The sequence below is a fragment of the Varibaculum massiliense genome (assembly GCF_900106855.1).
Lineage (GTDB): Bacteria > Actinomycetota > Actinomycetes > Actinomycetales > Actinomycetaceae > Varibaculum > Varibaculum massiliense.
In genome coordinates this window covers 1,118,765-1,132,659 of record NZ_FNWI01000004.1, presented here as the reverse complement: position 1 = coordinate 1,132,659, position 13,895 = coordinate 1,118,765, and the positions used below count along the sequence as shown (strand labels likewise).

At 53.6% G+C, this 13,895-nt stretch carries 14 protein-coding genes and 3 tRNA genes; 4 read left to right on the top strand and 13 right to left on the bottom strand.

Going from position 1 to position 13,895, the window contains the following annotated elements:
* Positions 1 to 82 precede the first annotated feature (82 nt).
* Entirely contained in the window at positions 83 to 988 is a 906-nt protein-coding gene (locus BQ5456_RS05120; RefSeq protein ID WP_071129052.1) for a cation diffusion facilitator family transporter, read from the bottom strand.
* Between the two features lie 127 nt (positions 989 to 1,115).
* On the opposite strand from BQ5456_RS05120, the gene BQ5456_RS05115 reads away from it, so the two are divergent.
* Positions 1,116 to 2,027, top strand: a complete 912-nt coding sequence (locus tag BQ5456_RS05115) for a phosphoribosylaminoimidazolesuccinocarboxamide synthase (protein WP_071129051.1) — start codon at positions 1,116 to 1,118, stop codon at positions 2,025 to 2,027.
* Between the two features lie 516 nt (positions 2,028 to 2,543).
* Here BQ5456_RS05115 and BQ5456_RS05110 read toward each other — a convergent pair.
* Genes BQ5456_RS05110 through BQ5456_RS05090 form a run of 5 tightly spaced genes read right to left on the bottom strand, consistent with a single transcriptional unit; the run spans position 2,544 to position 6,145 of the window.
* Positions 2,544 to 2,786: a GlsB/YeaQ/YmgE family stress response membrane protein gene (locus tag BQ5456_RS05110; protein ID WP_071129050.1), complete on the bottom strand. Its 243-nt coding sequence runs from the start codon at positions 2,784 to 2,786 to the stop codon at positions 2,544 to 2,546.
* A 22-nt stretch (positions 2,787 to 2,808) separates the two neighbouring features.
* The gene (locus BQ5456_RS10300; protein ID WP_071129049.1) at positions 2,809 to 3,705 is read right to left on the bottom strand and encodes an EamA family transporter; all 897 of its coding nucleotides are present in this window, start codon (positions 3,703 to 3,705) and stop codon (positions 2,809 to 2,811) included.
* A gap of 15 nt (positions 3,706 to 3,720) precedes the next feature.
* The gene (locus BQ5456_RS10295) at positions 3,721 to 4,554 is read right to left on the bottom strand and encodes an endonuclease/exonuclease/phosphatase family protein (protein ID WP_071129048.1); all 834 of its coding nucleotides are present in this window, start codon (positions 4,552 to 4,554) and stop codon (positions 3,721 to 3,723) included.
* Between the two features lies 1 nt (position 4,555).
* On the bottom strand, positions 4,556 to 4,957 hold the full coding sequence (gene msrB, locus BQ5456_RS05095) for a peptide-methionine (R)-S-oxide reductase MsrB (RefSeq protein WP_408056653.1): 402 nt from the start codon (positions 4,955 to 4,957) through the stop codon (positions 4,556 to 4,558).
* Positions 4,958 to 4,960: 3 nt separating this feature from the next.
* Entirely contained in the window at positions 4,961 to 6,145 is a 1,185-nt protein-coding gene (locus BQ5456_RS05090; protein ID WP_071129046.1) for a mechanosensitive ion channel family protein, read from the bottom strand.
* A 166-nt stretch (positions 6,146 to 6,311) separates the two neighbouring features.
* Here BQ5456_RS05090 and BQ5456_RS05085 point away from each other — a divergent pair.
* The 3 genes from BQ5456_RS05085 to BQ5456_RS05075 all read left to right on the top strand — a co-directional run bounded on the left by BQ5456_RS05085 (position 6,312) and on the right by BQ5456_RS05075 (position 6,587).
* Positions 6,312 to 6,384, top strand: a tRNA-Glu gene (locus tag BQ5456_RS05085).
* Positions 6,385 to 6,417: 33 nt separating this feature from the next.
* A tRNA-Asp gene (locus tag BQ5456_RS05080) sits at positions 6,418 to 6,491 on the top strand.
* A 20-nt stretch (positions 6,492 to 6,511) separates the two neighbouring features.
* Positions 6,512 to 6,587 (top strand) — tRNA-Phe (locus tag BQ5456_RS05075).
* 42 nt (positions 6,588 to 6,629) lie between these two features.
* Here the strand turns inward: BQ5456_RS05075 and thiL are convergent.
* The 7 genes from thiL to narH all read right to left on the bottom strand — a co-directional run bounded on the left by thiL (position 6,630) and on the right by narH (position 13,868).
* Positions 6,630 to 7,784 (bottom strand): thiamine-phosphate kinase, encoded by a 1,155-nt coding sequence (thiL, locus tag BQ5456_RS05070; RefSeq protein WP_071129045.1) that lies wholly within the window; start codon positions 7,782 to 7,784, stop codon positions 6,630 to 6,632.
* A 78-nt stretch (positions 7,785 to 7,862) separates the two neighbouring features.
* Entirely contained in the window at positions 7,863 to 9,452 is a 1,590-nt protein-coding gene (locus BQ5456_RS05065; protein WP_071129044.1) for an ABC transporter permease, read from the bottom strand.
* Between the two features lie 8 nt (positions 9,453 to 9,460).
* Positions 9,461 to 10,258: a molybdate ABC transporter substrate-binding protein gene (modA, locus tag BQ5456_RS05060; RefSeq protein ID WP_071129043.1), complete on the bottom strand. Its 798-nt coding sequence runs from the start codon at positions 10,256 to 10,258 to the stop codon at positions 9,461 to 9,463.
* The gene (locus BQ5456_RS05055; RefSeq protein ID WP_071129042.1) at positions 10,255 to 10,659 is read right to left on the bottom strand and encodes a TOBE domain-containing protein; all 405 of its coding nucleotides are present in this window, start codon (positions 10,657 to 10,659) and stop codon (positions 10,255 to 10,257) included. Before BQ5456_RS05055 ends, modA begins: the two co-directional genes overlap by 4 nt.
* Positions 10,660 to 10,871: 212 nt before the next feature.
* Positions 10,872 to 11,648 carry a respiratory nitrate reductase subunit gamma gene (gene narI, locus BQ5456_RS05050; RefSeq protein WP_071129041.1) on the bottom strand — a complete coding sequence of 259 codons (777 nt, stop codon included), beginning with the start codon at positions 11,646 to 11,648 and terminating at the stop codon, positions 10,872 to 10,874.
* Between the two features lie 4 nt (positions 11,649 to 11,652).
* A complete protein-coding gene (narJ, locus tag BQ5456_RS05045) occupies positions 11,653 to 12,378 on the bottom strand; it encodes a nitrate reductase molybdenum cofactor assembly chaperone (protein ID WP_083378371.1) in 726 nt (241 codons plus the stop codon).
* Positions 12,375 to 13,868, bottom strand: coding sequence for a nitrate reductase subunit beta (gene narH / locus BQ5456_RS05040; protein ID WP_071129040.1), 1,494 nt, complete (start codon positions 13,866 to 13,868; stop codon positions 12,375 to 12,377). The genes narJ and narH overlap by 4 nt, the downstream gene beginning before the upstream one ends.
* Positions 13,869 to 13,895 lie beyond the last annotated feature (27 nt).

Genomic DNA, 13,895 nt, shown 5'->3' with positions numbered 1-13,895 from the left:
CTATTGATCGTTCCCGGAACTTTTTTATTAATACGGCTATTAAGGTAACTGAAACAGGTAACGGAAAATAATAGCCACGCAGCTAGTGCTTTAGGGTTTCGTGGGCGGCGTGGCCTTCGGGTTCAATCTGCAGGGTGCAGTGTTCGATTCTGCGCGGGAAATGGTTCTTCATACACTTTTCTACCTGGTGTAACACTTCCAGGGCGTGTCCGTCTTGATAGCATTCCTCGGCGATAACGATATGAGCGGAGAGCAGCACAGTGTGGGAGTTTAACGGCCATACGTGCAGGTCATGAATCCCCGTTACGTGTTCCACCTCCAAAATATGCTCACGAATGTGGTCGGCGTTCAGTTCGCTGGGAACACGATCAAGTAAAATCGAGCCTGCTTCTTTCAACAGTTTGTAGCCTCGAGGCAACATTGCCCCCGCAATCAGCAGGGAAATCACCGCATCAACGCGGGTGATGCCAGTTAGGCGGGTGATTATCCCCCCAGCGATAACCCCAACCGAAGAAATCGCATCAACGGACACCTCTAAGAAGGCGGCACGAATGTTTAGGTTATCGCGGTGTCGTCCTAGCATCACCAGCATCGAAGCCAAGTTACCAATCAGTCCAGCTAGAGCCCAGGCCGCCATTTGAGTACCGTCAACTGGGGCGGGGGTGATGAGGCGAAGAATTCCGTGATAGCCAATAACCGTGCAGATGATAATAATCATGCCTGCCTGCAGACCACCGGCGATTGCCTCGAGGCGCGCGTAGCCGTAGGTCATCGTTCCACTGGCAGGGCGGGTCAACAAAGTGGCGGTAAATGCAGCTACGAAAAGTCCGATAGAATCTATAGCCACATGACCAGTGTCAGCAGCTAAAGCCAGGGAACCAGACAAAATCGAGCCGATAAGCTGGGCGACCAGAATCGCCAAAGTTATCCCGGCGGCAATCAGCAGACGATTACGAGTAGAGTCGGTGGCAGGAGCATGTTGATGCAAAGCGGGACACCTCCAACTTAGCTATACCTAAATTTCTTATGGTGCTCCCTATTCTAGCCACAAAAACTTTTATAAAATTTGCCTTCAGCCCTCCCAAATCTAAATAAAAAGTGTAAGAATGATAAATATGTCGTCAAGTGATACTCCGGCGCTGCGTGGATGGCGCCATTTATTTTCCGGTAAAGAACGAGAAATCTATTATCCTGCGGGACAGGCAGCTTATGATTCCGACACGGTTTTAATGGTAGCTACTGACCGTTTCAGTGCTTACGGTCAGGTATTTCCCACAGAAATTCCGGGTAAAGGTATTGCCCTTACCCAACTAACTACCTGGTGGCTAGAGCAGTTGGGGGATTCTATTCCCAACCACTTCCTATCCACTTCCTCGGTACCCGAGATGGTAGCTGGACGCGCGATGATTTGTCGCCGCCTCGATATGTACCCTCTGGAATGCCATGTTTCCGGTTACTTAGCCGGGGCGGCCTGGCGAGAGTATCAGGCTAAAGGTACCATCGGGGGCGCCCGGATGCCCGAGGGGTTGCAGCAGGATCAAAAGCTAGAGGAACCAGTTTTTAACCCGGTTGCGAAAACCCAGATGGGGCGCCATGACAGTAACGTTTCTTGGGAAGCGTTACAGTCTTTAGTTGGCAGTGGCCGGGTGGATCAGATTATCGAGTATTCGTTGGATCTGTACGATCGGGCAGCCGAAATTGCCCTGGAACGCGGGGTAATTTTAGGATCCACCAAGTTCGAGTTTGGCTCGGCTCTGCCTTATGGCGGTGAAGCCGTGGTCTTGGGTGACGAGGTACTGACCCCGGATTCTTCTCGTTTCTGGAATGCGGATAGCTACGAACCTGGTAAACGTAATCCGCAATTGGATACCCAGATTCTGCGGGACTGGGTAGACTCGGATGCCTGTGATTGGCAACCCTACAAGTTGCAGGATCCGCCAGAGATTCCTGCAGATGTGGTGAAGCAAACATCCGATCGCTACAAAGAAATCTACGAAACCCTAACTGGACGCACTCTTAACGAGTAAGACGCGTAATCATCCACAGATACTATCCACAGTTTTTGCTGCGGTTTTATCACCGCTCACAACCCTGTGGATAATATCTGTGGATAACTATTTTAACGAGAGTCTTAAAGATAGGAATGTCAAATTTTTTTCGATTACCCTCAGGTAAACCTTGAGGGTATTAAGGGTTTGGACTGGTCATAGTGGCATTGAGGCTTTGACCTGCTCGAGTACTTAAGTATGCAGGGTACCTGGGGATAACTTGCGGAAAACTCTGCACCAAATGAAGAAGCTCCGCCGTAATGTAAAGGTTTTTAACAATCCAGACCTCGGTGCATGGCAAAAAATGTTTATAGCTCGCACGCGACCCCAAAACCCTCAAGTAACTACTCAAGGGTTTTGAGGAAGCTTGCAATATCCCAGAGGGCAGGTAAGAAAAAAGCTGCTGCTCGGCAAAGAGTGTGCCGAGCAGCAGCTAAAATTAGATAGATGTAGGCAGCCGGAGCCACCTAAACAGTATGGTAGCCGGGACTACTTCTATTTCTTGTTTGTGATTCCCAGGTAGGCGCTAATCAAGACCACAGCGACTACGATGGCTCCCACGAACTGCAAGAATCCGTTCGTGACTCCTACCTTCATCAAAAGCCAATCAGCCAGAGCTGCAGATGCCATCCCGATGATGATGGTGATGAGCATCCCCATGTTCTGCTTGCCCTTCATAAAGAACCGAGCCAAAGCGCCAATGATGCCGCCACCAATAATCGAACCAATTAAACTCATTATCTTCTCCGTTATACTCTCTCTAGTTATTTTCCGTACTTTTCTTGTTTAGCATTCCAGGACGGTATTGCGCAAAAGCCACCGCCAACGAAATACACAGCAATCCCACGATTTCTCCCACATTTGGCAGGTGGCGGAGGGCTATCATGGTCACCAGCTCACTAATCGCCGGCATTAAACAAGCTAAGAGCGAAAAGATATCGGGCCCTAAACGGCGCAGCGCCACCTGTTCTAACGGGAATGGTAAAGCAGTAGAAAGCACTCCCACCGCAATACAGCAAGAAAGTATCCAGCTACTTTGCCACCCCTTAGCAATCTCTAAAGGCCCGACAATCGGCACAGTCAAGAGGGAGGCCATAAACAAACCCATGGCTAAAGAATCTTGGCCATGACCGGCGGCAGCGAGTTTTTGCCCCACTACGATATAGCCTGCCCAGCAAAAACCGGCAGCAATCGAAAACGCTAACCCGATTCGTGCCGCGGAAGTAGAAATATCCAGACCAATCCCGGAAATAGAAGCCACCCCCACCCCCGCAAGGATTGCCGCGATGCGAGTGCGCCAGCCACGTCCTCTAAAAAGTGCCACCACCACCGGTCCCACAAATTCAATTGACACGCAGGTACCCAAGGGAATCCGGGAAATAGCCTGGTAAAAAGTCATGTTCATAGTGGTGATAAACAGCCCTAGAACCGTAGCGGCTACCAGCGCGCGCCAGGTGAGATCCCGGCGGAAAGGACGGCGAATCAGCACTAAGATAACTGCCGCTGTCGCTACCCGCCACCAGGCCACTGCAGTCGGAGTCATTACCGTAAACAACCAGATAGTGGCGACTGCCGCGCCTGAATATTGCGACAATCCGGAGCCCACGAAAATTAGGGGTGCGGGAATCCGGTCAGAAAATCTCCGCGTGCTACCCATCGCCACCCCCCACGGTTACGACTGTAATTCCACAAACAATGCCCGGTGATCAGAGACCGGCATTTGGATAGTGTCGATATCCAAGACCCGGCAAGTGGGGGGTGCAAATAACTGGTCAATCTGGGAGTAAGGCTTGCTAGCTGGGAAAGTGGGGGAGCTCGCGAAGGTTAGATAGGGGTAGAGGGCGCGAGTGACGTCCTCACGAAGATTCATATCTCCTACCAGCAGGGGAGTTGCCTTCCCCGCTAACAAAGACAGCCCCTCCCAAGATCGGATTAGTTGCCACTTTGCGGTGGTAACCCCCAACTCTAGGTGGGTATTGCCCAGTAAAAAACGTCCCCGAGCAGTAACAATTTCTGCCCCCAGCAGGCTGCGGGTTTGCCCACCATAGAATTTCCAGGTGCGAGGATCTGGGCCGGGAATCCGGATTCGCGGGGGAGCCGCCCCCAGTTTGGAGCTCACCCAGCGGCGCACCGGATGCGGGGTTAATATCCCCACTCCGAACCCGCCCAGTAGGGGACGATTAGCCGAAAAAAGGGGATGTTGATTAGCGAGAGCGCGGGAAGTTAGCGTCACTGGCAGTCTCACTCCCAAAGCCACCTGACCGGCGAAAAAACTTAAGAATCGATGCTGCCAGTCCTGCCCGGTTACCTCCTTTAAAGCAGTGGCGAGGGCGCGGGTCTGGTCTTGAAAACCCGAGCGCGCCTGGTAAAAGTCAACTTCTTGCAAGCAGATAGCATCGGGGCGATAAGCGGCAAACAGTCGGGCTAAATCCAGCCAGTTATCCCCGGGGGAGATTTCGCCCTCAGCTGGGGTGCCGTGTTGCAGATTCGCGCTGATTATCCGCATACTATTCGGCCTGAAAATCCAGGCAGATTGAGTTAATACAGTAGCGTTGCCCGGTTGGCATATCCGGCGCATCCTCGAAAACGTGTCCTAGGTGGCAGCCACAGTTAGCGCAACGAACCTCGGTCCTGACCATTCCGTGTGAGGAGTCGCGGTGATAGCTGACAGCGGCGTCCTCGGGTTGGAAAAAAGCTGGCCAGCCACAGTGAGAATCAAACTTGGTGTCCGAACGGAACAACTGCTCCCCGCAGCCTCGGCAACGGTAAATCCCCTGCCGGTTTTCGTGGAGATGTTCCCCGGTACCTGGGCGTTCGGTGCCGGCCTCGCGCAAAACGTAATATTCGGCAGCGTCTAGTCGCCCCCGCCACTCGTCCTCGGTGGCAGTGCGGGGATTAAACTCACTCATCATTTAGCCTTTCTCTGGTTGATTTTCGCCAACCAACTTGCGTGCCAAGCGGTGAACTTCCTCGTCAGAACGATTACGGTTGAGGTAGCGAACTTCTTGCGGCTGAATCCGACGGGAAACCAGCGCCCAGGGAACCTCTTTCACCAGCCATTGAATAATTTGTTCCCGCAGATAGCAGCGTAGTACCCATAAATCATTGCTATCGGCTGCAGACACCGCAATCCGCACGGTTTGGCAATCAGCATTCATATCGGAGACATCTACGCTGGCGCTGCGTCCATCCCACAGTTCAGTGCCCGACAGTAGCAAATCCACTTGCGCGCGGATGGAATCGATAGGTGCGGAATAGTCCAGATAGAGTTCCACCATTCCGACTTGCTGGGTGTGTTTGCGGGTCCAGTTCTCGAACTTTTGCTGAGTGAAATGGGTGGACGGTACAATCATGCGTCGCTCATCGTAGAGATTCAGCACCACGTAGGTGAGGGTAATTTCCTCTACCGTGCCCAGTTCTTTCACACTGTCTAGACCAGGAACCTGCACTTTATCGCCTACACGCAGCGCGTCCGAGAGCGCAATCTGCATCCCGGCAAACACATTTGCCAAAGTCGATTGCGCGGCCAAAGTTGCTACAATCGAGGCCACCCCGGCTGAAGCCAGCATAGAACCCATTGCCACCTGGGCAGAGGGGAAGGTTAAAATCGCGCTGGCGATACCCACCACTACTACTACGGCTTGTAGGACACGCCGAATCACCTGCGCTTGGGTGAGCATTTTTGAACGGTTACGGGAGGGTTTCTCCTGGTTGGCCTTGACCGCCACGTCCTCAATCAGATAGCAGATACGGGTGGTGAAGAAAGTGAACGCCAAAATCACTGCGATAAGCAATCCATGGCTGAAACGACCGATACCGGTAGAACTTTCAATTTCTAGACCTGAGGTGGTGTATTTCCAGCCCAGATAGGCCCCTAGGATAATCATGGTCAGGAAGAAGGCGCGGGTGGCACGTTTCAGAATTAGTTTCGTGAGCGGCTCCCGCCTAGCCACCAGTTTTAAAGTGGCAGTAGCGATTAACGCCAACACGATCCCGGAGACTACCCCTACGCCCATACCGGCGAGGCTAGTTAACCAGTCGAATACTTTTTCGACGGTTTGATCAGATGATGATGTTCCCCAAGGTTGCAGCTGCATACCACTAGACTACGTTTCACCGGCAAAAAATGCAGTTATTAAACCGCCGAATAACGCGGTAAACCTTAGTTGTGAGAGGCTTCATAGCTGATTACTTTGCCTTTACTGACCTTCGCCCGGTAAGCTAATTCAAGTCTGAGCCGAGGCCTTTAGGCCAGGCCGCAAGGCCCCCATCGTCTAGAGGCCTAGGACACCGCCCTTTCACGGCGACGGCACGGGTTCGAATCCCGTTGGGGGTACGATCTGCCGAAAGGTGGAGCACAATAAAATATGGCCCAGTGGCGCAGTTGGTTAGCGCGCCGCCCTGTCACGGCGGAGGTCGCGGGTTCGAGTCCCGTCTGGGTCGCAGGTCTTTTTAGACCCCCAGGCTCTGTAGCTCAGTTGGGAGAGCGTTCGACTGAAAATCGAAAGGTCACCGGATCGATGCCGGTCGGAGCCACCACTGACAGTTTTTCACCTTAAACACTGTTTATTGCCTCTTGCTTTAAGAAGTAAAATGATCCCAACCTTGCTGGCAGTGCGGTTTTCCATCTAGCAATAGCGGAGCTTGCCCGCTGTCTTTGGAGGAGTCGGGGAGATTAGGGTTACCTGCGCCCTCGCTGCTACTGTCGCTGCATTCTGTATGCCCAGGCGAGTTTGCCGGTAGCACTCGTCCGATAGGGGAAAACCCGCCAAGCAAAAATCCTGCGGGGGCGGTACAAAGTAACCCGTGATCCTCGCCGCCGCCCAGCACCCAATCCCAACAGTTAATCCCCAAGGCATCAGCAAGCCCCGATAGTCGTTTCGCATACTTTTCCAGCAGTTCACTCCGCAAATCAATGACTACTCCAGAGGCGGCAGCAATTTTTGCCCCATCCCGGGTAAGTCCATCGGAAACATCCATCAGAGCATGAGCTCCTGCCCTCGCTAATTGAGGTGCGAGGTCGGCAGGAACTTGCGGGACTTGATAGCGGGAAACCACTTCTTTTACGAGGCTGCGTAGAGCCTCAGGGAGGACGAGATTATTAATTGCCGTCTGGGGGCTCTGGAAGCGTTCTAGCAGCGTTAAACCGGCGGCCGAATCTCCCAGATTACCCGCGAAATACACTAGGTCACCAGGCTTTGCCCCGCTACGCAGCAGAGGGCGGCGCCCTTGTAAATCCCCGATAACCGTAACTGCCACTTGCAGGCATTTCCCCCGGGATAAATCTCCTCCTACCAGGGAATACCCGTAAGTTTCTAATCCTTTTGCCAACCCGGCAGCCAGGGCATTAATCTCGGATTTGCCCATTTCTTTGGGAATAGTCACCGCCGCAACCGCGCTATGGGCGCTGGCTCCCATAGCCGCAATATCGGCGGCGTTTTGGGCGGCGGCGCGCTGACCGATTTGTTCCAGGCTCATCCAGTCGCGGCGAAAATGAACCCCCTCTACCAGCACATCGGTGGAAATTACGGAGCGGGAATCCGGGTGCGCCAAAACCGCACAATCATCTCCCGTACCCACTAGCACTCGGTGGTCAGTATGCAGACCGGAAGTAAAATCAGCGATTAAACGGTCTTCGGCGGTAATCGGGGTGGCTACAACTTTAAAGGCAGGTTGGGAGGGAGAAATAGATGAGGAAGTGTTCTGACCGCTCTTGGCGGAACGCGGCATACTCATGGCTGTTAGCTTACCTGCAGCCTGCGAGCACCCCTAACCCTGGTCTTACCCCCTGTATTGGCAAGGTGAGAGCAAATCCTATTTAATCACGTTATCTAACTGGGCTTTGCGAGTGAGTTTCTGCAAGAAACGATCTTCAGTTTCCTCGAAGAGATCCCGCCAATAGCCGCTTTGGGTAATTTTTCCGTGTTTTAGCACTACCACTTGGCAATCTAGAGCAATCACATCAGTTAGGTCGTGGGTGACTTGGATAGTGGTGGCACCCCCAATGCGTTCGCGCAGCAGCAGTCGTAACTGGTCGGCTACTTCTACGTCCAAAGAGGCCATCGGTTCGTCCAGTAACACCACATCCGGTTCAATCGCCATTGCGCGGGCAATCGCGGCACGTTGCTTTTGACCCCCCGAAAGCTGATTAGGACGGCGTTGTTCAAAAGAACGCATCCCCACCGCCGCCAGTTGCGTGCGAGCCAACTGGCGGGCGCGCCGCTTATCAATCCCCAGGCAACGTAACCCGAATACTACGTTAGCCAGCACGGATATATGGGGAAACAGTGCTGGGTCTTGGGCGAGCAATACGATTTGAGGCTGATCTACGCTCCATTTAATGGAACCGGAATCGGGCACCAAGGTACCTGCCAGCAGAGAAATAATCGTGGATTTTCCGGCTCCATTCGGACCGAGCAAGGCAGTGGCGGAGCCGGGGACAAAATCTAAATCCACATCCAGGTTACGAACCGCGATTTTTGCATCCAGATGTACCCCGGGCCCTGTCTGCTTTTCGCGGGGTGCTTGCTTTGGAAACCCGCTGATTGCACCAGCTGCCCCGGTGCTTTCACCTTGCTTATGCTTGCCCATCAGACGCGAATACCAATAGTCAGAAAGCATCTGGGTGCCACCCATCATCACTATCGCCAGGGCAATAATCACTAAAGACAAGGAAAGTGCCAGGTCAGTATCAGTTTCTCGCTGCAGATACACCTCTAGGGGAAGGGTGCGGGAAATGCCTTGTAGGGAGCCAGCAAAAGTAATGGTCGCCCCGAACTCCCCTAGGCAACGGGAAAATGCCAAGGCGGTTGCAGAGACAATCGCCGGCGCTGATAAGGGCAAAGTTACCTGCAACAAGGTACGGGTACGGGAGGCGCCTAACCCCCTAGCCGCGGCCTCATATTGGAAACCGCGAGTACGTAGCGCGCCCTCGAGGGAAGTAATCAGGAAGGGCATAGCCACGAAAGTTTGGGCGATGACTACTGCCAGGGTGGTGAACCCAATTTGAATCCCCAGTAAATCCAGTTTCGACCCTAAAATCCCCATGCGTCCCCAGGTAATTAGCAACACCAAACCGGCAACTACCGGCGGTAACACCATCGGAAGGGTGACGAAGGTGCGTACTAGGCGGGGGAAGAAACTGTTTTGCGCCTGGGCGAGCCACAGCGCCAGGGGCACCCCAAAAACGATGCACAGTCCGGTAGAAATCAGGCAAGTTTTTAGCGACAACCAAAGGGCCTCTTGGCTTTCGGCGGTGGCAAGTAGCTGCGGAATCTGTCCCCAATGTACCCGCACTACCAGGGCGGCGAAGGGTATTAGCAGAAAAAGTAACGCCAAGGTGGCGGGGCCCCACAGCCAAGCTGGAGATCCCGCCGCTTGATTAGCTCCGAAAGACTTACGCAAGGGAAGTTTTAGCTCTTATCTTTTGACAGGGGAGCAGAGAAACCATAGTTTTCCAGGATCTTTAGCCCCTTGTCAGATAGGACAGCATCGATAAACTTCTTCGCCGCGTCCTGGTGCTTGGAAGCCTTAATCAAAGCAATCGGATAGGCGTTAACCACCTGATCGATGCCTGCAACCTTGATAATTTCTACTTTGTCGCCGGCAGCTAGGGCGTCGGTTTGATAAACCAGTCCCGCGTCAGCCTCACCACTTTCCACCTTGCCGCGCACATCGGTAACTTTCTGTTCCTCAGATACCGGCTTTAGTATGACCCCCAGTTTTTCTTGAAGTTCCTTGGTGGCATTGCCGCAAGGTACGCCCTCGGCGCACACTACCAGTTTCTTTCCGTCCAAGGAGGCATCCAGTCCGGTGACCTTAGCGGGGTTTCCCTTGGGAACGATTAGCGCCAAAGTGTTAGAGGCGAAAGGCTTAACCTCGGTAACTAGATTCGCATCGGTTGCCTTGGTCATGTTCTTTTCATCCGCAGAAGCAAATAAGTCCGCCACCGCGCCGTTTTTTAGCTGATCTACCAGGGTAGAGGAACCCTCGAAAGAGAACTTTACTTCGATATTAGGATCTGACTTCTTTAGTACTTTCTCTACGATTTCCGGGAAAGCTTTATTTAGGGAGGCGGCCGCAAACACCGTTAGCTGGGTTTTTTCTGCCGGAGCTTTGCTGTCTTCGGCCTTACTACCGCCGGAGGACGAGCAGGCACCGAGCGCCAGGGCAAGCCCGGCTGCTAAAGCAACCAGACGAAATTTTTTCACAGTTTATCTCCTTCAGGAAGTTGCACCGAAACATTGGTGGCTTTTACCTGGGCAGTAGCCACTGAACCTACCTCTAAGTTCAGTTCTTCTACCGCCTCGGTAGAAACCAGGGATACTACCCGGTAGGGGCCGCATTGCAGATCTACCTGGCTCATCACCTCGCCTTTTTTCAACGCAACCACTAGCCCCTGGAAATGGTTACGGATGGATTCACTAGGTTCTTCCCCCAGTAGCCCCCCGACAGGTCGCTCCTGCAGAAAACGAGCTACTGAGGCACCGTCGACTCGCTTGGGGCCAGATCCAGTAACTGCTTTGATTAGGTTTTCATCAAGCCAACGGCGAATGGTGTCATCACTGACTCCCAGCAGGTTGGCGATAGTAGATATCCGATAATTTGGCATAGATATAGATTATCGTAAATTCGAGGAAAATACCGCGAAAGCCTCGATAAAGCGGAATAAATAGGAGGAAAACTACGAAAAGGTTAAACATGTAATCAAAGTTAACGATAAGGTGACACTCGTTGGTATTCGAAGAATTTCTCGCACAAATACACGACTAGGCTGCCGGCATCGCAAAAAACACTCCGACAGCCTAGTAAAAGTTCCCCGAATTAGGCTCCCTGGGCGGGCGCCCCACCAGCGTCCTCACCACCGGCGACAGTAGCCCGCACCGGAGTCCAACCCGGCTTTTCCGGGCTTGCGGCAGTCGCAGGACGCCGCGACCGGTAAACGATCGGAGGACGGGTAACGTAACCTACCGGAGCCGAGAGCACGTGCACCAAGCGGGTGAAAGGCCAGACTGCCAGTAGCAACAAACCGGCAATAATATGCAGTTTGAAGCTCAGGGGCACATTAGCCATCAGATCCACCCGAGGCTGTAGCATGAACAGGGATCGCAGCCACACCGAAATGGTTTTGCGGTAGTTGTAACCGCCATCAGCTCCAAAGAGCTGGTTGACAGCAGTTGCTATTGCTCCCAGCGCCAGGGGGATAGCCAAGAAAATGTAGGCAACCAGGTCGCGACCGGTAGTAGCGAAACGTACCGAATGGTTAACGAAACGCCGCCACAGTAAACCGACAAAACCCACTAACGCCGCAATCCCCGCGACGGTACCCCCCACGGTGGCTAGCAGGTGATATTGATGCTGGGAGACCCCCATAGCTTCGGTCATCCAGTCGGGGATAATCAGCCCCATAAAGTGTCCCAACAGCACGAACAGGATTCCGAAATGAAACAGGGGAGAAGCCATTCGCAGGATTTTAGCTTCCCGCAACTGCGAGGACTGGGAAGTCCATCCATACTGGTCAGAGCGGTAACGCCAAATGAGACCGCCAACTAGTAGCGTAATGCAAATATAGGGAAATACTCCCCAAAACAACACGTCCATTACTTCACCCTTCGCTCGCGGTGTCTGATTGAACCGGGGCTAACTGCGGCCACGGCAAGTTATTACTGTCATCCAAGCCCACCAATTCGGTAGGCGGACCTTGACGGATTAGGCGCTCCATACGCTCGGTGGTTTCCCTATCGGCTTCGCCCAACACCATGCGTAGGGCAGCGACCACTTTCTGCCAGGGAGAATCCAGCGAGCACAGCGCAGCGTGCAGCACTTCGATCCCCTCGCGGCTGGCGGCGATTGCCCCTAAGACTAAGGACAAATCTTCGCCCTCACAGCGGGCGGCTAACTCTAAAACCCGCGGTAGATAGTCAGGTAGGGATTCGCGGTGGGGAGGCTCGAAACCTACGGCGCTAAATAAATCCGAAAACACTGTCAGCGCGATCCCGCGTTGCCGGGTATCTCCGGTGGCGTAATAGGTCAGCTCCAGGGCGCAGCGACGTTTGCGGTCAAAAGTCTCCACGTAGTCCTCTTGGACTCCACGTACTCCGCGCATCCGTGCCCATGAACAAAATTCCCGTAGCTCTTGCCCGATAGCCTCGGGTAGCAGCTCAGATTCTGCCTTCACCTGAGAAAGGATTTCCTCCAGGTTATCGCCAGGGTAATCCAAAAGCAGCGCGCACGTCATAAAGGCAGCCGAGCGCTGCTCCGGCGCGAGTGCCACCGCACTTATCGGGGGGGCCTCCTGTCGGGTAGGAATAAAAGAAACCTTAGCGCTCACCGCGGCGCCCTCCCAATTTCCACCGGGACTTTACCCGAGGACGCGCCCTGACCCACCGGACAAATATATTCGCTGGGGGTGCGCGCAGTTTCCGGATGAGTGGTGGGAATGACGTAGCGATCTTTATGTTTAGCGATCGATAGTAAGCGGTACATGGCTCTTACTTGTTCTTCACTCATGCCCACCGCAGCCGGGATTTCTGGATTCGGTTGGTCACCCAGGTTGATATCGCGCATATAGGAACGCATAGCCGCTAGGCGTCGCAAGGAGCGCTCCACCGGCCGCGGATCTCCGGCAGCGAACAGGTCAGCTAAATATTCCAGAGGAATACGCATAGTGGCGAGCGCGGTCAGTAGAACCTTATGGTTCTCCCCATCGGCTCCCGAAGCGGTTACTGCCTCTACTACCGGCGATAGCGGGGGAATGTACCAAACCATCGGCAGGGTGCGGAACTCCGGATGCAGCGGCAGCGCCAGAGAATATTCCACGATCAACTTATAGACCGGAGACTTTTGTGCCGCCTCGATAAAGGACTGCGGAATCCCGCTTTGCCGCGCAGCCGCAATCACTTCCGGATCGGAGGGATCCAACATTACGTCACGCTGTGCCTGGTAGAGATCGGTTTCGTCCTTGACTGCCGCCGCTTGGCTGACCCGATCCGCGTCATAGAGGATAACCCCCAGGTAGCGGAGTCTACCTACACAGGTTTCAGAGCAAACCGTGGGGTCACCGGCCTCAATCCGGGGGTAGCAGAGGGTGCATTTTTCGGCTTTTCCGCTCTTATGATTGAAGTAAACCTTCTTATAGGGACAACCCGAAACACACATACGCCAACCACGACAAGCGTCCTGGTCAACCAGCACAATCCCGTCCTCGGTGCGTTTATACATCGCTCCCGAGGGGCAGGCAGAAACGCAAGTGGGGTTCAAACAGTGGTTACAAATCCGCGGCAGGTAGAACATAAATGAACTCTCTAAATCCGCTTTTACCTGCTGGTTCATCTTTTTGAGGGTGGGATCGTCCTGCATGGTTTCGGTAGATCCGGCCAGGTTGTCATCCCAGTTCGGCCCCCACTCAATGTTCTTTAAGGGCTTGCCGCTCATCTGGGAGCGCGCCTGCGCCACCGGTAGTGCTTTAGAACCCGCCGGAGCCGACAACAACTTGTCATAGTCATAAGTCCAGGGCTCGTAATAATCGTCTATCTGCGGCATATTGGGGTTGGCGAAAATTTTAGCCAGTTGTGCTAGTTTCCCCCCAGAACGCGGAACTAACTTGCCGGAGGCCGTGCGCCGCCATCCGCCTTTCCACTTTTCCTGGTCTTCCCAGGTGCGCGGATAGCCGAGTCCGGGGCGGGTCTCCACATTGTTGAACCACATATATTCAGTGCCGGTACGGTTAGTCCAGGCCTGTTTGCAGGTCACCGAGCAGGTGTGGCAACCAATGCACTTGTCCAGGTTCATAACCATGACCACTTGGCTCATTACTTTCATGACTGGTCTCCTTTAGAGAAAATGCAA